Raw genomic sequence first — 17,892 nt, 5'->3', positions numbered from 1 at the left:
CCGGCCAACAGGGGTGCTAGCACCACCGCCCGCAAACTGTTCAATCCTTACGCTATTTCCAACGCACCCGGATTGAAAGCAGGTACTCCCGATGAACACCGTCCTCGACCCACTGTTGCTGCCCGACCAGATCCAGCTCTCCGCCACGGACCGGCAAACCGCGTCCGCCCGGCTGGACAACGCCGTACGGCGTGGCACGCTCACGCCACCGCAGGCCGTCGACCGGCGCGACCTGCTGCACACCGCCCGCACTCGCGGCGAGCTGCACCAGGTCTTCGACGGTGTCGACGGCGCGCTACCGCCGGGCGGCCTGACCGTCGCCCTGCGCGTGGTCACTGCGGTCTGGCTGGTCAGCTGTGTGGTGCAGTTCGTCATCTGGCTGACGATGGCGGCGTTCGGGAACCTCGACTGGCCGTGGTGGCTGTTCTCCGACCTCGGACTCGGCCTGGTCGTCGGCATCCTGTGGTGGACCCACGAGTCCTACCACCGCAAGAGCGTCGTACAGGTGGATCGGTGAACGCGCCGGTCCAGCTCACCGAGGTCCGCAAGGTCTACGGCACCGGTCCAGGCGCGGTCACTGCCCTGGACGGTGTCACCTACGGCTTCGCCGAGGGCACGTTCACCGCGGTCATGGGGCCGTCGGGGTCGGGCAAGAGCACGCTGCTGCACTGCGCCGCCGGACTCGACTCACCGACGTCCGGCGACGTACACCTGGTCGGCCGGTCGCTGCGTGGACTCAACGAGACCGCGTTGACCGAGCTGCGGCGGGAGCATGTCGCCTTCGTCTTCCAGTCGTTCAACCTGATGCCCACGCTGACGGTGCGGCAGAACGTCGTACTGCCGCTCACGCTGGCCGGGAAGTCGCCGGATGGCGCGTGGGTGACCGAGGTGATTCGCCGCGTCGGTCTCGGCGACCGGGTCCGGCATCGGCCGAGTGAGCTGTCCGGCGGTCAGCAGCAACGCGTGGCGATCGCGCGGGCGCTGGCGGCTCGGACGGCGATCACCTTCGCCGACGAGCCGACCGGGGCGCTGGACACGACCACCGCACTCGAGGTGCTGTCGCTGCTCCGGGAGCAGTCCCGGGAGCTCGGCCAGACGATCGCGATGGTGACGCACGATCCGGTCGCGGCGTCGTACGCCGATCGCGTCGTGTTCCTCGTGGACGGCCGGATCGTCGCCGACACCGAGCGCCCGACCGCCGAGTCGGTCGCGGCCCACCTCGCCCAGCTCTCGTCCCGATCGAAGGTCTCGCCATGATCCGCCTCGCCTTCTCCAGCCTGCGGTACCGGACCGCGGCGTTCCTCGCGATCTTCGTCGCGGTGACGCTGGGCAGCGCCCTCCTCTGCGCCGCCGGCGGCCTGCTCGAGACCGGACTCCGGCTCAACGCGCCACCGCAGCGTCTCGCCGCCGCGCCGATCGTCGTCACCGGCGACCCGGCCTACCACCCACCGAACGGCTCCGGCTCGGTCGCCTTCCCCGAACGGCAACCCCTCGACGCGTCCCTCGTCACCAAGCTCGCGAGTACGGCGGGAGTCGCGCAGGCGATCCCGGATCGCTCCTTCCCGGTCGTGGTTGCCGCGAGCAAGGAGCCGGTCAGTGGTCACACGTGGTCGTCGGCGGCGTTGGCGCCGTACCAACTGATCGCGGGCCGTCCACCGGCCGCCGGCGAGGTAGTGGTCGACCAACGGCTGGGCGCGAGGCCGGGTGACCAGATCAGCGTGGTCGTCAACGGCACAGCGCAGGCGGTCGCCGTGGCAGGTGTCGCGACGGCGCAGGCGGTCAGCGTCGCCGGTGTTGCGACGGCACCGGCGGTGTTCTTCGCCGATGGTGACGTGTCGAGCGAGATCTACGCGATCGGGGTGTTCCCAGCGGCGGGGGTGACCGCCCAAACGTTGCGGCTCGAGTTGCCGGAAGGCGTCGAGGCGTACGTCGGGGACGATCGGGGCGTCGCGGAGTACAGCGGCATCGCGACGAGTCTGCCGTTGATCATCATGTCCGGCGTCTTCGGTGGGATGGTGGCTGTGGTGATGGCGCTGGTCGTGTCGGCCACGATCGGGCTGTCGGTCCGGCAGCGGCGGCGTGAGCTGGCGCTGCTCCGGGCGAGTGGCGCGACGCCGCGGCAGGTGCACCGGATGGTGGTCACCGAAACCATGGTGGTCGGGCTGATCGGACTGCTCGTTGGGCTGGCGTCCGGCCGTGTTGTCGGTGACTGGATCTTCGGGCTGCTCACCGACGGCGGGATTGTGCCGTCACAGTTGCGGTTCGACCAGGGACCGCTGCCGTTCGCCGGAGCCGCCTTGCTGACGTTCGTCGTACTGCGGGTGACTGTCGGAATCGCGGCCGGGCGGGCGGCACGGATCCGGCCGATCCAGGCGCTGGCGGAGGCCGCCGTACCGTCGGGAGAGCTGGGCAAGGCCCGGCTCGTCGTCGGGCTGGTGTTCGCCGCGGCCACGGCCGGCATCGCGGTGTCGACGATGTTCATGAGTCCGGCGAACGCGGCGGCGATCGGCGGGCCGGCCGGGCTGACCGGCTCGATCGCGGTCGCGATCCTCGGGCCGCGGGTGATCCGGACCGCGCTGGTCCCGCGGGTGACGGCGTTCCTCGAAGGGCGTGGTCCGAGCGGATTCCTCGCGGTGACCAACCTTCGCGTGCGGGCGGCACAGTTCACCGCGATCCTGGTGCCGATCACGCTCGCGTCGGCGATCGCACTCGGCAACATCTACTCACAGACCACCCAAGAGCAGGCCGCGGTCGAGGCGTATACCGACAACCTGGCCGCCGACGTCGTCGTGACCAACCCCGCGGGCGTCCCGACGGGTCTGGCCGAGGAACTGCGCTCGCTCCCCGGAGTCACCGCGGCGTCCGAACTGGTTCGTAGCAAGGGCTGGATCGAGGAGCCGTACGACGCCTCGCACACCAGCGATCCGTGGCCGCTCCTGGGCCTCAGCGGGCCGGTGTACGAGGGCAAGGTGAAGGCGGGTTCGCTCGACGACCTCACCGGCTCGACCATCGCGTTGCCGCCGGACACCGCGCGGAAGTTGAAGGTCGGCGTCGGCTCCGAGATCGGCGTCCGCCTCGGGGACAACGCGCTAGTGAAGGTCAAGGTGGCCGCCCTGGTCGAAGGCCCCGACGGCTACGAACCACTCCTGCTGCCTTCGGCGCTGCTCGCCGTACACACGACGTCCGGCCAGCCCGAGCAGGTGCTGCTGACGACGGACAGCCCGGTCGCGCCGGACCTGTCGAAGTGGCCGGGGGCAACGATCGGTGGGCGGGAGCTGCTGGCCGCGGAATACGACGCCGGGCTCGGGATCGACGCGTGGATCGGGTACCTGCTGGCCGGGATCGCGATCGCGTACACGGCGATCGCCTCGGTCAACACCATCGCGGTCGCGGTACTGGACCGGCGGCGGGAGTTCGGCCTGCAGCGGCTGACCGGCTCGACCAGCCGGCAGGTGAAGTCGATGCTCTACCTGGAGCACCTGGTGATCGCGGCGCTCGGGCTGGTCCTCGGTGTGGTGACCGCCGCGTGCGCTGTGCTCCCGATCGCGGTCGCCACCCGCGGCTGGCCGATTCCCGCTGGAACACCGCTCGTGCTGCTCGGCTGGATCGCCGTCGTATTCCTGCTCGTCCTGCCCGCCACCGCGATCACCGCGCGGATCGCACTGCGGGCCAAGCCGATGGACGCGCTCAGCTCACCGGTCGGCTGACTCGATCCACGCGTAGCCGCCGTCTTCCAGGCGAATCACCTGGAGGCCGGCGGCGAGGCGCCGTACGTCGTCGGTCTCGATCACTGCGGCGGCTGGACCGGCCACGTCGATGACGATCGCGGCGGCGCCTTCCTGGATCGCCGCGGTCGCGACCAGCTGCGACTGGGCGGGCATCGGGCGGGCGTCCGGGCTCCAGCGGGCGAGTGACTCGCTGCCGGTGAACGCGAGCAGGGCGTTGCGGCCGTCCTGCCCCTGCAGCAGCGCGACCGCCATGTCCGAGGTCTTGTCGTGCGCCAGGCCGTTCTCGTCGTGCTCGACCTCGCCGAGGATCGCCACCACCGGCACCAGCAGCCGGGCCTTGGCCAGCGCGGCCAGGACCGCGCCGTGGTCACCCTCCGCGAGCGCCTTCGCCAGCGCGGGGTCGGCCGACCCGTCGTCGTTGTCGAAGCCGGTGAAGGCCAGGCGGCGCTCAGGTTGCATGCCCGTATTCTCACTCGGCCGCCCCGGGGTGGGGTTTCAGGGGTGCGTCAGGGCTGTTCCCCTCTTGGTTCGGGCACGGACTGTGCGAGCCTGGAGACGTGCCTGACTTCAACGATCTGACGCTGCTGCCGTTCTGTGTGGGCCTCACGCTGCTCGGCCTGATCGGCTCGTGGGCCGCCTGGCGGCGCCGCGGGGCGGCGGCCGGCACCCGTGGCGTGGCCTGGTCCCTGTTGCCGGTCTCGCTGTACCTGACCGGCTTGCTCGAGCTGGTCTGGGACGTGGTGCGCTCGACCGTGAGCTGGGTCACCCACCTGATCTTCTCGCCCACCGTGTGGGCCGGGATCGCGCTGTTCGGCGTCTCGGTCGTGCTCTACGTGGTCTCGGGTGTGGCCCGGGGCCGGGGTGGGAACCAGAAGGCACCGAAGTCAAAGCCCGCCTCGCCCGCGGGTGAGCTGACCGCCACGGGTCCGGAACCCGCGTCGGCCGCTCCCGCCAAAGCTGCCAAGCCCGCCAAGGGGTCGAAGGCGAAGCAGCAGGAATCGTCGGAGTTCGACGAGATCGAGGACATCTTGAAGCGCCATGGAATCAACTGACACGAACGCCCCCCACCCGCTGACCATCGACTCCCTGCTGGACCACGTCCAGTCCGCCCCGCCCCGCCTCGGCAACACCAGGCTGATCAGCGTCGACGGACCGGCCGGCTCCGGCAAGTCCACCCTGGCCGCGACCTTCGCGGCCCGCGCCGAGGCCCGCGACCTCAACACCCGGGTCATCCACATGGACGACCTGTACGACGGCTGGACCGGAGCCGTCCGCGGTTTCGGCCTGCTCCGCGACCACGTCCTGCAACGGATCGCGGACGGCCGCGAAGGACGGTACCGGCGCTACGACTGGCACACCGGGATGTACGCCGAGCTGCACGTCGTACCCGTGACCGTCGAGTTGCTGATCGTCGAGGGTGTCACCTCCTGTGACCGCGACGCCGACCACTGGCAGTCGTTGCGGGTCTGGATCGAGACGTCGAACGAAGTACGCCTGGGGCGTGGGATCGCCCGCGACGGCGAGGCGCTGCGCGACCACTGGCTGGAGTGGATGCGCTGGGAACGCGACCACTTCGCCGAGCAGGGCACCCGGTCCCGGGCCCACGTCATCGCGGACGGCCACCCGTCGATAGCTCACGACCCGGCCCTCGAGCTGGTCACGAAGTCGGTGGCACTGCCTCCGCACGACTCAGCGGCTTCCTGACTACGATCAGCCGCGCCCGCGGGTGATGGGTCCACTCCCCCGCCGGAGCCTGCTCCAGGTACTTCTCCCGAAGTTGCGCGATGTAGTCGTCGCCACGGGCCAGTGCCAGTGCCCGCATCGATCCGCCGTGGTTCGAGGTGTCGAAGTACGTCGCCGCGTCGGGATGGGTCATCGGGTGCGTCACGAACTCGTCCCGCTCGACCACCGCGTCGAGCCCGTCGAGGAGGCGGTCCTCCCACGAGTAGTCGCTGCGCTCGCCGATCGCCCTCGCGACCACCGCGAACGGACCGTCGTCCTCGGTGATCTCGGGCCAGTAGACAACCGACAGCCGGCCACCGGGCTTCAGCGCATCCGTCCACGAGCGGATCGCGGCCTCGGGGTCGGGTAACTGCTGGAGACCGAAGGCGGAGACAACGGCAGCGCATGCACCGGTCCACCGGGCGTCAAGGATGTTCGCGTCACCTTGAACCACGGTCACACGTTGACCGAGGCGTTCGCGGGCCCGGTCGACCATCCCGGCCGAGAGGTCGATCCCGGCGAGCTCCCGGCCGGGGAACCGCTCGAGCAGTAGCTCCGCCTCGGGGAACGTCCCGCAGCACGGCACCAGAATCGGCCCGTCCGGCACATCCTCCAGGGCTTCGACGGCCGTGGCCACCCACGGCGCGAACCGGGGCACGAAGTATGCCTCGTAGCCGTCGGCCGCCTGGTCCCAGCCGCGCGCGATCCGACTCAACCGATCCGTCATGGGGTCTCCTCGGTGATCGCGGCAAGGCGGCGCCGGAGATGCACGCGCTCGGGCTCGGTGCCCGCCAGCGCGAGCGCTTCCTCGTACGCCGCTGTTGCCTCAGGCAATCGCCCGAGGCGATGCAGGAGGTCCGCCCGGGCCATCGGGTAAGGGTGGTACTCGCGTAGTCGGGGCTCGTCGGCCAGTTCGTCGAGCAGCGCCAGTCCCTTGTCCGGCCCGTCACGCATGGCGATGGCGGCTGCGCGGTTGAGGGCGACCACCGGAGACGGGTCCATGGCGATCAGGACGTCGTACAGGGCGACGATCTGGGGCCAGTCGGTGCTCGCGACGTCGGTTGCTTCGTCGTGGAGGGCGGCGATGGCGGCCTGAACGCCGTACGGTCCGGCAGGGCCGCCGGTGAGCGCGGCGACGACGAGTTCGCTGCCCTCGGCGATCATGTCGCGGTCCCAGAGCGTGCGGTCCTGGTCGTCGAGCAGGATCAGGTCACCGCCCGGACCGGTGCGGGCGTCGCGGCGGGCGTGGATGAGCAGCATCAGCGCGAGCAGGCCGGCGACCTCGCGTTCGGACGGGAGCAGGCGGCGCAGGATCCGGGCGAGCCGGATCGCCTCCTCGGCCAGGTCCAGGCGCTGCAGGAACGGTCCTGAGCTGGCGGCGTACCCCTCGGTGAAGACCGAGTAGATCACCTGCAGCACGCCCGGGAGCCGCTCCGGCAGCTCGTCCGGGCCGGGGACGCGGAACGGGATCCGCGCGTCCTTGATCTTCTTCTTCGCCCGGACGATCCGCTTGGCCATCGTCGCGGTCGGGATGAGGAACGCGCGCGCCACCGCCGGCGTGGTCAGCCCGGCCAGGCACCGCAGCGTGAGCGCGCCGCGGTCCTCGGCCGCCAGGGCCGGGTGTGCGCAGGTGAAGAACAACTGCAGCCGCTCGTCCGGCAGTTCGCCGCCGACGGGCGGCGGCGCGGCCCGGTCGGCGTCGACCTGCAGGATGGCGAGCTTGGCGGCGTACACCTGGTCGCGCCGCAGCCGGTCGACCGCCTTCCGCCGCGCGGTGGTCATCAACCAGGCGCCGGGATTGGGCGGTACGCCGTCGACCGGCCAGCGCGTCAGAGCCGTCTCGATCGCCTCCGACGTGACCTCCTCGGCGAGGTCGAGGTCACCGAACCGCCGGGCGAGCGCGGCCAGCAACCGCCCACGCTCCTCCCGGAACACCGCCTCGACCTCGGCGTGCATGGCGCGTCAGGCTCCCGGGAACGCGGCGACGGGCCGGACGTCGATCGAGCCGCCGCCGCGGGAGCCGGGGCACTTGGCGGCCCACTCCAGCGCGACGTCGAGGTCCGGTACGTCGATGACGTAGAAGCCGCCCAGGACCTCGCGGGTCTCGGCGTACGGCCCGTCGGTCACGGTCCGCTTCCCGTCGTTCGCGACCTGGACCCGGGTCGCGGTGACCAGGTCGGCCAGCGACTCGGACGCGACCACGACCCCGGCGTCCTGGATCTCTTTGTCGAACCGCATCCAGTCCTCCGGCTCGCACCCGACCGCCCCGCCGTCGCTCAGGTCGACCTCGCCGGCGTTGATCAGCAGCAGATACTTCATCTCGGAACCTCCTGTTGGCGTGTTTACAGCATCACCACGAACGGGTCAGGCCCCGATGGACAGCTGCGTCGGAGAAAATTTGTCAGGATGGTGGACATGATTCTGCCTTCCGGGGAGCAGTGGGGACTGCAAGCGAGCGGGTACGCCGCGACGGTGGTGAGCGTCGGCGGCGGACTGCGCGGGCTCACGTACGACGGGCGCGAGGTGCTGCTCGGGTACGGCGAGGACGAGCCGGCGCATGCCGGGATCGGTCAGCACCTGATCCCGTGGCCGAACCGGATCACCGACGGGAAGTACACGTTCGAGGGCGTCGACGAGCAGCTGTACCTGACGGAGCCGGGCCGGCAGAACGCGATCCACGGTCTGACCCGCTGGGCGACCTGGGAGCGGGTCGACGACGGCGCCGACCTGGCCGTGGTCGAGGTCGGTCACCGGCTGCACGGCCAGCCCGGGTACCCGCACCAGCTCGACCTGCGGATTCGCTACCAGCTCGGCTCCGACGGGCTCTCCGTGACCGTCACTGCGACCAACGCCGGCGCGACCGATGCGCCGTACGGGTATGGGGCCCACCCGTACCTGAGTGTCGGGCGGTCGATCGACGAGTGCGTGCTGGAGTTCCGCGCGGCCGAGTGGCTGGAGGTGTCGCCGGAGCGGATGACGCCGATCGGGCTGTCACCGATCCACGACTCGCCGTACGACTTCAGCACAGGTCGCGTGATCGGGGACCTCGACATCGACAACGCGTTCACCGGGCTCGGCGGCAGCACGTGGTCGGTCACGCTCACGGATCCCGACAGCGGCGCCAGGTCGGTGCTGACCAGTGACACGGCCTGGATGCAGCTCTACACCGGTGGCGCGATCGGCCGTACGGCGCTCGCCGTCGAGCCGATGACCTGCCCGCCGAACGCCTTCGTCACCGGCCAGAACCTGGTGGTCCTGAAGCCCGGCGACACCCACACGACTACGTTCCAGGTGTCGACTTAGGCCCTGCTCCCGCCCTCTTCCTTCTTCTTACTTCTTTTCTTCAGTTCGGGGCGACGGGCCCGCGCCGTGGGCGCGGGCGACGGCTGCCAGTTCTTTGGCCGCCTTGCTCGCGCGGAAGCCTTCGGCAGCCTGGATCGCGAGGATGCCCAGCCGGTTGCCATCAGCATCGAACAGCTGGAGCCAGGCGTCCCCCGGCTTGAACCGCAGCGCGGTCACGTCGTCCCACCGCAGCGTGTACGACTTGAAGACGTTCCGCACCTGCAGCCGGTCCGGGTACGCCGACACCCGCAGCGTCGTCATCCGGTAGAGGATCCACAGCACCGCGCCGAAGAACGCCAGCAACGTCAGCCGCTGGAACCAGCTGAACGTGTCCCGGGAGTCCTCCGACAACCGGAACCAGATCACCCCGAACACCGCGATCAGCGACAGCCCCATCCCGCCGGCCATCAGCGCGACGATCCGCGGGTGGAACGTGAACAGCCGGCCGTCGCCGGTCACGGGGCCTCCCGGCCTGGACTGAGGAGCGGAGGGAGCGCAGCGACTGGAGGGACGAGGGAAGGCCGGGAGTTCCAGCCCCGTGACCCGCCGCGCCGGAGGCGCGGCATAGATACGGTCACTTCAGATCCGGCAAGCGTGGATGTCCGTGGTGAGGATGGCACGCGCGCCCACCTCCCAGAGCTGGTCCATGATCCGCTGCGCGTCGGCGCGCTGGACCATCACCCGGACGGCGACCCAGCCCTGCCGGTGCAGCGGCGACACCGTCGGCGACTCCAGACCGGGCGCGACCGCGGTGGCGGCGTCGACCTGCTCGGCGCGGATGTCGTAGTCCATCATCACGTAGTTCCGGGCGATCAGGACGCCCTCCAGCCGGCGGACCAGCTGCTGCAGCCCGTTCGGCGGGGTCTCCACGCCGTGCCGCTTGATCAGCACCGCCTCGGACTTGAGGATCGGCTCGCCGAACACCTCGAGCCCGGCCTGGCGCAGCGTCGTACCGGTCTCGACGACGTCCGCGATCACGTCCGCGACGCCCAACTGGACGGCCGACTCGACCGCGCCGTCCAGGCGGACGACCGAGGCGTCGACCCCGTTTTCGGCCAGGTGGTCGGCGAGCACTCCGGCGTACGACGTGGCGATCCGCTTGCCGGCCAGGTCCTTGATCGAGGTCGCGGCCCCGGGCGGACCGGCGAACCGGAACGTGGACCCGCCGAACCCGAGCTCCATGATCACCTCGGCGTCGGCGTGCGAGTCGAGCACCAGGTCACGCCCGGAGATCCCGACGTCGAGGGTTCCCTCGCCGACGTACACAGCGATGTCGCGGGGCCGCAGGTAGTAGAACTCGACCTCGTTCGCGGCGTCGGTCAGCGTCAGGTCTTTGGTGGTCCGGCGCTGTTTGTAGCCGGCTTCGGAGAGGATCTCGGTGGCCGCCTCGCTCAGCGAGCCCTTGTTCGGTACTGCGACGCGCAGCATGACACTGCCCTTTCTGGAGTGAACCGATGGTGTGCGGGATCAGCTCCTACAGATGTCGGTACACGTCGTCGAGGTCCAGGCCGAGCGCGTGCATCATCACCTGCGCGTGGTAGAGCAGCTGGGACAGCTCCTCGGCGGCCCGCTCCTTGCTCTCGTACTCGGCGGCCATCCAGGACTCGGCGGCCTCCTCGACCAGCTTCTTGCCGATCGCGTGCACGCCGGCATCCAGCGCCGCCACGGTCCCGGATCCCTCCGGCCGCGTCAGCGCCTTCTCGCCCAGCTCGGCAAACAGTTCCTCAAAGGTCTTCATCGCGCGCCCAGCCTAGAGGCCCCCTGGTGACGCCGTCCGCTCAGGTCCGCCTACCGGGACCCCGTGGCACTGAGTGAGCATCGACGTACCAGGTGTGATTCTCGGCCAGGAGGCGCTTCACCATGCCGTGGTCGATGGTGTCGGACTCGGCCCGGAGGTGGAACGGCGGCGGGTAGAACGCGTCGCCGAGCAGGATCACGCCGGAGTCGATCGCGACCAGCGAGTCGGGCGCGTGGTTGCCACCGACATGACGCAGTACGACGCCGGTCGGCAGCGTCAGCGTGTCGTCGAAGGTCTGGTCGGGGAGGACGATCCGGAAGTCCGTCCAGTCGGGTACGGCGAGGGCGCGGGCGCGGAAGCTGGGTCCGAGCTTGGGGTTCGCCTTGACCTGGTCGTGCAGGTAGCGGTGACTCCACGGGCGTTCGGCCTCGATGGTGAGGATCTCGACGGCGGCTGCGTGGGCGACGACGGTGACGTCGTCCCAGGCACAGGCTCCCCAGACGTGGTCCCAGTGGTGGTGCGTGTAGACCAGCCAACGGGCGGCGGGGAGCTCCGCTTGCGCGATCGCCGCCTGGACCTCGCGGGCGTGCTCCGGGCTGTTGCCGGCGTCGATCACGACACTCCCCCGGTCGTCGGCGATCACCGCAACCGACGGGCGGATGGCGTCGGGATCGGGGTCGGGCGGGTAGAGCCACACCCGGCCGTTCAGCTGTTCCAGCACCTGGTTGACGATAGCTGGCATGCAAACTCCCCGGAGAGTCCGCGAGCTCGGGATCACCATCGGCACGTTGCCGACCGGGCCGCTCAACGCGATCACCGACGTACCTGGTGTGCGTGTCGGCCAGACCACGATCTCCTCGGGCGACCTGCATACCGGGGTGACCGCGATCGTGCCGGCCTCGTTTGCGGACGGCCTCCCGGCAGCGGTTGCGGTCGGCAACGGGTACGGGAAGCTCGTCGGATCGACCCAGGTGGACGAGCTGGGCGTGATCGAGACGCCGATCCTGCTGACCGGCACGCTGAGCGTCTTCCGGGTCGCCGACGCGCTGCTCACCTGGCTGCTCGACCTGAACCCGCGCGCCACCAGCCTGAACCCGATCGTCGGCGAGACCAACGACGGCCATCTCTCCGACATCCGCAGCCGCCCGATCACGGCTTCACACGTCCACGCCGCGCTCGATTCTGCCTCGTCCGAACTGCCGGCCGAGGGCTGCGTCGGAGCCGGCACCGGGACCACGGCCCTCGGCTTCAAGGCGGGCATCGGTACGGCGTCCCGCACGGTCGACTCGGGGACGATCGGCGTACTGGTCCAAGCCAACTTCTCCGGCACCCTCACCGTCCGCGGCACCGAGATCCCGGCTCCCCCGCTCGATGCCGACGGCAACTCCTGCATGATCGTCGTCGCCACCGACCTGCCGTTGGACGCCCGTCAGCTGGGCCGGGTCGCCCGCCGCGCCGTGTTCGCCATGTCCCGCGTCGGCTCCGACTACGCCCCCGGCAGCGGCGACTACGCCATCGCCTTCAGCACACGGGCTGAAGGTGCCATCGTTGAGAAGGATCTCCGCCCGGTCTTCCAAGCCACGATGGAGTCAACCGAGGAGGCCCTCCTGAACTCCCTCACCATGGCCACAACCACCACCGGCTTCGAGGGGCGCACCGCTCACGCCGTCGCCCACTCACGCCTGACTGGAACCGCCCGACTCACCTGAGTCCCGACGGCGAGAGCACCGAAGGCAAGCAGGGCGGCGATGGTGCGGACCAGGTGAGCCAGTTGCCAGCGGTCCCGCACCTCCGCCCAGTCTGCCGGCGGGCTCTGCACTGCCCAGTCAGCCTGGTCTGCGTTGATCGGCAGGTTGACAACGAGCGACGTGACGAACACCAGCACGAGCAATGCGGCTGCCAGGAGAGCCGTCCGCCGGTTGCTGCCGCGCACCACTAGGACCACGGTCGTGATGATCGCCGGGATCAGCGTCACCGACGCGAGCGTGTCGAGGGCGTCCAACTCGACCTGACGGACCTGGGTGTAGACCGCGGCGCCGTACCCGCGGAGAGAGTTCTCCAGCACGAGGACGCCGAGCAGGAAGCCGGCGAACAGGCCAGTGAACAGCAGACTGGCGGTCCGTACGAGCCTGTCCATCAGTACGCCACCCCGACCGGCTGGTTGATGGTGTTGGGAGTGGTGAGGGCGGCCAACATGAGGTGGGCAACGTCGGCGCGCGAGATGGTGAAGCCGCGGGAGACAGTGCCGCCGACCACCGTGCGATACGTACCGGTCAGTCTGCCGTTGGTGAGCTTCGGTGGGCGGACGATCGTCCAGTCGGCGTCGCTGGTCCTGATGTCGCCCTCCATCACCCGAAGGTCGGCGTACACGTCGGCCGCGACCGCGTTCATCATCGGCAGCAGGAGACGCCGGTTGACGAAGCTCTCGTCCGGGGCGTCTGGGCCCAGAGGCGCCGCGCTCACCGCGACAAAGCGCCGTACACCGGTCTTCCTCATCGCCGCGAGGATCGAGCGAGTGCTGCCGGAGGCGACCGGCCCGTCCTTGCGCCCGCGCGGCCCGACACCGGAGATGACCGCGTCGCTCCCGTCCACCGCCTCCACGAGCGGCTCGGCCGAGGTCAGTCCGGGGACCCGGACCACCTCGAGTTTGGGATGCGCCACGTCGTACGACGACGACGCGCGCACCACCGCCGCCACCTCGTGCCCCGCATCGAGCGCCTGCCGTACGACGTGACCGCCGATCCCGCCCGTCGCACCGAAAACCGTGAGCCTCATCCGTACTCCTCCTGCGCTATCGTCAGTCAAGTCATCTGCACCTCATATAGTACGGAAATCATAGTATATGGAACAGGCGCAACCGGGTGATCCCCGTCACCGCCGGCGGACGACGTACTGAACGACTACACCCAGGACGAGCTCGAAGTGATCGCCGGCTTCCTCCGGCGCGGCGCCGAGGCCGGCCGATCCGCGACCGAGACGCTGGGTCAGGACTCGTAGAGGTTCAGGAGAGTGCGGCCGAGGGCTGCCAGCTCGGTTCGCAGTTCTGGTGGGTCCAGGACCTCGAGGGAGTTGCCGAAGCGGGACAGGGTCGCGGCGGCGTTGCCGATGGACTCGATCGGGATGGTGACCGTCACGCTGCCGTCCTCGGCCGGATCGGCGGCGGCGACTGCCTTCACCAGGGTCGGGAAGGACACGTCGTGCATGTGCGCGGCGAGGTGCGGCGACACGCGTACGACGGCCTCGGCTGTGAAGCGGGTCTGGTCGAAGCCGGCCAGGCGTTCCTGCCAGAAGCCCGGGAGGTCGAAGTCGGCCGGGCGCTCGAACTCCTCGTCGGTCGGGGTGAGCTCGAGGATGCTGGAGACGCGGTAGGTCCGGATCCCGCCGGATGTTGCGGCGACGACGTACCAGGCGCCGTTCTTGAGGACGAGTCCGTACGGTTCGAGCACGCGCTCGACCTCGCGGGGCGCCTCCCAGCGGCGGTACAGGACCTTGATCCGGCGGTCGTGCAGTACAGCGTCGGCGACGGCGGACAGGTGGGGCGAGTTCTCGGCGTCCTGGTACCAGGCGGGCAGATCGAGGTGGAAGCGGTTCTTCAGCCGACCGGCGCGGTCGCGTTGATCCGGGGCGAGCGCGGCCAGCAGCTTGAGCTCGGCCGCACTCGTCTCCGCGGTGAGACCGAGCGCTGCGGCAGCGCCGGGCATGCCGACGAGGAAGAGCGCGGCGGCCTCCTGCTCGGTGAGTCCGGTCAGCTTCGTGCGGTATCCCTCGACTAGGCGATAACCGCCGGCTCTGCCCTGGTCGGCGTACACGGGCACGCCTGCTGCGGCGAGCGCCTCAACGTCGCGGTAGATCGTGCGGAGCGAGACCTCCAGCTCGTCGGCGAGCTCGCGCGCGGTCAGCTGCCGGCGGGTCTGCAGCAACAGCAGAATCGACAGCAGCCGGCTTGAACGCATGTCACGAGGTTAGCTCCGAACACTGCCACTCGCTGTCAGGTATCGATCGGATGCTGGCTGCATGACGACATGGACCAAGGTGACCGGCGACTTCGACTTCCTGAACGGGTACTTCGACGTCCGGCACCGAACCCTGAAGCAGGTCTTCGTGGGCTGCGACGAGTGGAACGAGTTCGAGGGCACCACGACGGCGCGCACGCACTTCGACGGGGCGATCAGCATCGACGAGATGCGGTTCCCATCGAGGTCGTCGTACGGGATGTCGGTGCGGCTGTTCGACCCGGAGGCCAAGGAGTGGAGCATCTGGTGGATCGACGGCCGCACCATGGAGCTCTACCCGCCCGTCCGCGGCGGCTGGACGGCCGACGGCACGTCCTGCCGGCTCGTCGGCGCGGACGAGGTGGTGAACGGGCAGACCGTGATGGTCAGCTACGAGTGGTCCGACATCACCGAGCAGACCGCGCACTGGGAGCAGTGCTACTCCAACGACGGCGGCGAGACCTGGGAACTCAACTGGGTCATGGACTTCACTCGCCGGGACACGCCGCCCCCGCCCCTCGACGTACCGAAGCTGACCGGCGACTTCGACTTCCTCGTCGGGCGCTGGGACATGCACAACAGCCGGCGGAAGCCCGCGCTGGGTTCGCCGGCCGAGTGGTACGACGTCGAGTCGCAGATGGAGGTGTGGTCGTACTTCGACGGTGCGGTCAGCTTCGACGAGGGGTGGTTCCCGACCGAAGGGTTCCGGGGCGCGACGCTGCGGATCTACAACCCGACGTCGAAGACGTGGGCCATCCACTGGATCAACAGCCTCCGCGGCCACCTGGAAACCCCCGTGATCGGCTCCTTCACCGACGACGGCACCGGCACCTTCGAAGGCCCCGACACCTGGGAAGGCCAACCAATCGACGTCCGCTTCACCTGGACCCCCGGCACCGACAAAGCCGCCTGGCAACAATCCTTCTCCACCGACAACGGCCACACCTGGACCCCCAACTGGAAAATGCAACACACCCGAACCAGCTAGTCCTCCCCACGCGCTACCCAGCTGCTCAGCTGTGGCCTTCACTGCGCGCAGCCTCGGACTCGCCTTCCAGTACAAGCCGGAAGCCACTGGGGGTTCTCAGGATCAGCCGCCGATAGCTCCAGCCTGGGGCGGGATCGTTCTGCTCGAGCTCGAAGTCCACCGCCGCGGCTCGGCAGCGCTCCATCGCGGCGTCGACGTCGGTGACTGCGATCTGCCAGGTGAGCACGCTTGGGGGGTCGTTCGGTGTGAGCGCTTGCTGGATACCGAAATGGATGCTGTCGGTGCCGAACGCGATGAACGACGGGTATTCCGGCCCCTCGTAGATCACCGGGAAACCCAGCCGTTCGTAGAACTCCCGTTCGGCCGCGAGGTCGGCGACGTTCAGAACAGGTGCGAGCCGGCTGAACAGGGCATGGCCCGAGGTTTCCATCGTCTTGTTGGTAGCGGTTGTGTTCTCCACGCGCATCTCCACTCGTCCGATCTGTCATCCAAGGCTCAACGCTGACACCTGAAGTTGGCTCGGCCAAGCTCGATGGCCTCAAAGTCATCAACGGCCGCGCGCGGGAACCAGGGAGCGCGCCTAGCGGTCGCGACGAAGGAGTGGCTGCATAGCGCGCGCGGGAAGGACTGCGTGGAGGGTCAAGGTGAGGGCCAGGATCAACGCGGCGACGGCGGGGAGGGCGGGTGCGGGGGTGCCGGCGGCTAGGGCTACGCCGCCTAGGGCGCTGCCTAGGGCGCAGCCGAGGGCGATGGCGCTGCCGTTTAGGGCCATGACTATGGCTGCGGAGTCGGGGGCGAGGGCGGCTAGGCGGGCCTGTTGGGGGACTGCCGCGCCGCCGTTGCCGATGCCGGCGGCGAAGAACCACAGCAAACCGACAACAGCCACCACACCGCTGACCTTGAACACCAGCGCGGCCAGCACCGCGTCCACAAGCAGCCCGATCAGTACGACGGTCAGCACCCGGAGCGCACCGAAGCGGTCAGTCAGCCGCCCGGTGACCGCGTTGCCGAGCATGCTGGCCAGGCCGTAGCCGAACATGACGAGGATGATCATCCACTCGCCGGGAAAGGCAGGTGCGAGGATCAGCGTGGCGTAGGTGAAGCAGGTGTAGCTGCTGCAAAGGATGCCCGTCGTGACGAGCAGGCCGGCCAGCAGTCGTGGTTGACCGAGCGGGCGCAGCCGGTCGGCCAACGTGCCGGCCGGCAAATGCAAGCGCGGAAGCTTCAGCACGATCCCGGCCAACGCGATGGTCCCCACCGCCGCGACCAGAATCATCGGGAACCGCCAGCTCGACTGCCCGAGCACCAAACCGACCGGCACGCCAAGCGCAGTCGCCGCCATCCACCCGCCGAGCACAAACGACAACGCCTTGCCGTGATCCTTGGCCGGCGTCAACGCGATCACATAACCGGTAACAGCCGCATTGAGCAGGCATCCCCCAAGCGCCGCCACCACCCGCCCGCCGAGGGCCACCGAATACCCAGGCGCGAGTCCCACGACCAGATTCCCCACGACGAACACACCCAACGAAAGCGCGATCGTCCGCCGCCGCTCCCAGCGACTGGTCGCCGTACTGAGCAACGGCGCCGCCAGAGCCGACGTCAACGCAAACGCCGACACCAACTGCCCGGCCACCGCCTCGACCACCCGCAAATCCGAAGCAATCGCCGGCAACAACCCAGCCAGCACATATCCGTCGATCCCCGTCGAGAACGTTGCCACCGCCAACCAAATCAGCGGCCGGTACCTCACAGGTCGCGGACAAACGTGAACATGCTCCGCCCCAGCACCAGCGGCTCAGGCACACCGCGATACCGATGTACGCCGACCCCGAAACCAGCCTCCGGATCGGACACGAACACCCGCTCGAACCCGCGCTCCTCGAACCACTCGCAAATCGCCGGCACCCGATCCGGCGCGCCCCGATGCCGAGTCCAGATCACCGTGCCGCCGGCCTTGCTCAATTGCCGGCACGTGTCGGCAGTCCGCTCGATGTCCGCGTCCACGATATTGCCGAACACTCCACACGCCAGCACGACGTCCGCCGGCACCAGCCCCCGGTATTGATCCGTCAACGCCGCATCGCCCTCGACCACCTCGACGTCGGTCAGCCCCGCGACCCGGATCGCCTCCGCGGCAACCGCCGTACTGCGTGGATCCAACTCGACCAGCCGGGCCCGCACATCGTCACGACGTGGGTGCCCGGGCAGCACCTCGAGCAGGTCGCGGCCCTCGCCGGCGCAGAGACTCACCACCGTCAGCGGGCCGGGCGGCGCAGCATCCAGCGCCAGCCGGAGCTGCGCCTGCACAACCTCCAGACGCCGCGCGAGGAACGAACCGGGTACGTCGTAGTCGCCGTGCCAGCGGTGCCAGTCCATGAG

At 69.4% G+C, this 17,892-nt stretch carries 22 protein-coding genes; 8 read left to right on the top strand and 14 right to left on the bottom strand.

Annotation, left to right across the window (positions count from 1 at the left end; all coding sequences use genetic code 11):
* Nucleotides 1–91: 91 nt before the first annotated feature.
* From ACIBL3_RS21220 to ACIBL3_RS21210, 3 genes are read left to right on the top strand one after another with little or no spacing between them, the layout of a single operon-like run.
* The gene (locus tag ACIBL3_RS21220) at nt 92–517 is read left to right on the top strand and encodes a DUF1707 domain-containing protein (protein WP_396355206.1); all 426 of its coding nucleotides are present in this window, start codon (nt 92–94) and stop codon (nt 515–517) included.
* On the top strand, nt 514–1,257 hold the full coding sequence (locus tag ACIBL3_RS21215) for an ABC transporter ATP-binding protein (protein WP_396355205.1): 744 nt from the start codon (nt 514–516) through the stop codon (nt 1,255–1,257). The genes ACIBL3_RS21220 and ACIBL3_RS21215 overlap by 4 nt, the downstream gene beginning before the upstream one ends.
* The gene (locus ACIBL3_RS21210) at nt 1,254–3,707 is read left to right on the top strand and encodes an FtsX-like permease family protein (protein ID WP_396355204.1); all 2,454 of its coding nucleotides are present in this window, start codon (nt 1,254–1,256) and stop codon (nt 3,705–3,707) included. Before ACIBL3_RS21215 ends, ACIBL3_RS21210 begins: the two co-directional genes overlap by 4 nt.
* Here ACIBL3_RS21210 and ACIBL3_RS21205 read toward each other — a convergent pair.
* On the bottom strand, nt 3,693–4,187 hold the full coding sequence (locus ACIBL3_RS21205) for an SseB family protein (protein WP_396355203.1): 495 nt from the start codon (nt 4,185–4,187) through the stop codon (nt 3,693–3,695). The genes ACIBL3_RS21210 and ACIBL3_RS21205 overlap by 15 nt on opposite strands.
* Before the next feature lie 98 nt (nt 4,188–4,285).
* On the opposite strand from ACIBL3_RS21205, the gene ACIBL3_RS21200 reads away from it, so the two are divergent.
* Nucleotides 4,286–4,780: a hypothetical protein gene (locus ACIBL3_RS21200; RefSeq protein ID WP_396355202.1), complete on the top strand. Its 495-nt coding sequence runs from the start codon at nt 4,286–4,288 to the stop codon at nt 4,778–4,780.
* A complete protein-coding gene (locus ACIBL3_RS21195; protein ID WP_396355201.1) occupies nt 4,767–5,432 on the top strand; it encodes a uridine kinase in 666 nt (221 codons plus the stop codon). Before ACIBL3_RS21200 ends, ACIBL3_RS21195 begins: the two co-directional genes overlap by 14 nt.
* Here ACIBL3_RS21195 and ACIBL3_RS21190 read toward each other — a convergent pair.
* Genes ACIBL3_RS21190 through ACIBL3_RS21180 form a run of 3 tightly spaced genes read right to left on the bottom strand, consistent with a single transcriptional unit; the run spans nt 5,386 to nt 7,769 of the window.
* A complete protein-coding gene (locus tag ACIBL3_RS21190; protein WP_396355199.1) occupies nt 5,386–6,177 on the bottom strand; it encodes a class I SAM-dependent methyltransferase in 792 nt (263 codons plus the stop codon). The genes ACIBL3_RS21195 and ACIBL3_RS21190 overlap by 47 nt on opposite strands.
* On the bottom strand, nt 6,174–7,406 hold the full coding sequence (locus tag ACIBL3_RS21185) for an RNA polymerase sigma factor (RefSeq protein WP_396355198.1): 1,233 nt from the start codon (nt 7,404–7,406) through the stop codon (nt 6,174–6,176). The genes ACIBL3_RS21190 and ACIBL3_RS21185 overlap by 4 nt, the downstream gene beginning before the upstream one ends.
* A gap of 6 nt (nt 7,407–7,412) precedes the next feature.
* On the bottom strand, nt 7,413–7,769 hold the full coding sequence (locus tag ACIBL3_RS21180) for a YciI family protein (protein WP_396355197.1): 357 nt from the start codon (nt 7,767–7,769) through the stop codon (nt 7,413–7,415).
* A 96-nt stretch (nt 7,770–7,865) separates the two neighbouring features.
* Here ACIBL3_RS21180 and ACIBL3_RS21175 point away from each other — a divergent pair, with 96 nt between their 5' ends.
* Entirely contained in the window at nt 7,866–8,753 is an 888-nt protein-coding gene (locus tag ACIBL3_RS21175) for an aldose 1-epimerase family protein (protein WP_396355196.1), read from the top strand.
* Nucleotides 8,754–8,780: 27 nt separating this feature from the next.
* On the opposite strand, the gene ACIBL3_RS21170 is transcribed toward ACIBL3_RS21175, so the two are convergent.
* From ACIBL3_RS21170 to ACIBL3_RS21155, 4 genes are all read right to left on the bottom strand, one after another.
* A complete protein-coding gene (locus ACIBL3_RS21170) occupies nt 8,781–9,251 on the bottom strand; it encodes a PH domain-containing protein (protein WP_396355195.1) in 471 nt (156 codons plus the stop codon).
* Nucleotides 9,252–9,371: 120 nt separating this feature from the next.
* On the bottom strand, nt 9,372–10,220 hold the full coding sequence (hisG, locus tag ACIBL3_RS21165; protein ID WP_396355193.1) for an ATP phosphoribosyltransferase: 849 nt from the start codon (nt 10,218–10,220) through the stop codon (nt 9,372–9,374).
* Nucleotides 10,221–10,266: 46 nt separating this feature from the next.
* Nucleotides 10,267–10,530: a phosphoribosyl-ATP diphosphatase gene (locus ACIBL3_RS21160; RefSeq protein WP_360535585.1), complete on the bottom strand. Its 264-nt coding sequence runs from the start codon at nt 10,528–10,530 to the stop codon at nt 10,267–10,269.
* Between the two features lie 40 nt (nt 10,531–10,570).
* Nucleotides 10,571–11,272: an MBL fold metallo-hydrolase gene (locus ACIBL3_RS21155; protein ID WP_396355192.1), complete on the bottom strand. Its 702-nt coding sequence runs from the start codon at nt 11,270–11,272 to the stop codon at nt 10,571–10,573.
* Here ACIBL3_RS21155 and ACIBL3_RS21150 point away from each other — a divergent pair.
* Nucleotides 11,271–12,239, top strand: coding sequence for a P1 family peptidase (locus ACIBL3_RS21150; protein WP_396355191.1), 969 nt, complete (start codon nt 11,271–11,273; stop codon nt 12,237–12,239). The genes ACIBL3_RS21155 and ACIBL3_RS21150 overlap by 2 nt on opposite strands.
* Here the strand turns inward: ACIBL3_RS21150 and ACIBL3_RS21145 are convergent.
* The 3 genes from ACIBL3_RS21145 to ACIBL3_RS21135 form a co-directional block, all read right to left on the bottom strand.
* A complete protein-coding gene (locus tag ACIBL3_RS21145) occupies nt 12,191–12,667 on the bottom strand; it encodes an anthrone oxygenase family protein (RefSeq protein WP_396355189.1) in 477 nt (158 codons plus the stop codon). The genes ACIBL3_RS21150 and ACIBL3_RS21145 overlap by 49 nt on opposite strands.
* Nucleotides 12,667–13,305, bottom strand: coding sequence for an NAD(P)-dependent oxidoreductase (locus tag ACIBL3_RS21140; protein ID WP_396355188.1), 639 nt, complete (start codon nt 13,303–13,305; stop codon nt 12,667–12,669). The genes ACIBL3_RS21145 and ACIBL3_RS21140 overlap by 1 nt, the downstream gene beginning before the upstream one ends.
* Before the next feature lie 209 nt (nt 13,306–13,514).
* Nucleotides 13,515–14,483, bottom strand: a complete 969-nt coding sequence (locus tag ACIBL3_RS21135; protein WP_396355187.1) for a helix-turn-helix transcriptional regulator — start codon at nt 14,481–14,483, stop codon at nt 13,515–13,517.
* A gap of 61 nt (nt 14,484–14,544) precedes the next feature.
* Between ACIBL3_RS21135 and ACIBL3_RS21130 the strand changes: the two genes are divergently transcribed.
* On the top strand, nt 14,545–15,510 hold the full coding sequence (locus tag ACIBL3_RS21130) for a hypothetical protein (RefSeq protein ID WP_396355185.1): 966 nt from the start codon (nt 14,545–14,547) through the stop codon (nt 15,508–15,510).
* Nucleotides 15,511–15,535: 25 nt separating this feature from the next.
* On the opposite strand, the gene ACIBL3_RS21125 is transcribed toward ACIBL3_RS21130, so the two are convergent.
* The 3 genes from ACIBL3_RS21125 to ACIBL3_RS21115 form a co-directional block, all read right to left on the bottom strand.
* Complete coding sequence (locus ACIBL3_RS21125) at nt 15,536–15,976, bottom strand: VOC family protein (RefSeq protein WP_396355184.1); 441 nt, start codon at nt 15,974–15,976, stop codon at nt 15,536–15,538.
* 114 nt (nt 15,977–16,090) lie between these two features.
* Nucleotides 16,091–17,233: an MFS transporter gene (locus ACIBL3_RS21120; RefSeq protein ID WP_396355182.1), complete on the bottom strand. Its 1,143-nt coding sequence runs from the start codon at nt 17,231–17,233 to the stop codon at nt 16,091–16,093.
* Nucleotides 17,234–17,259: 26 nt separating this feature from the next.
* Nucleotides 17,260–17,889 (bottom strand): class I SAM-dependent methyltransferase, encoded by a 630-nt coding sequence (locus tag ACIBL3_RS21115; protein ID WP_396355181.1) that lies wholly within the window; start codon nt 17,887–17,889, stop codon nt 17,260–17,262.
* Nucleotides 17,890–17,892: the final 3 nt, after the last annotated feature.

The organism is Kribbella sp. NPDC050124 (genome assembly GCF_044460355.1).
Lineage (GTDB): Bacteria > Actinomycetota > Actinomycetes > Propionibacteriales > Kribbellaceae > Kribbella.
Note: the sequence above shows the minus strand (reverse complement) of the source record. Positions and strands in the feature narration are given on the sequence as shown.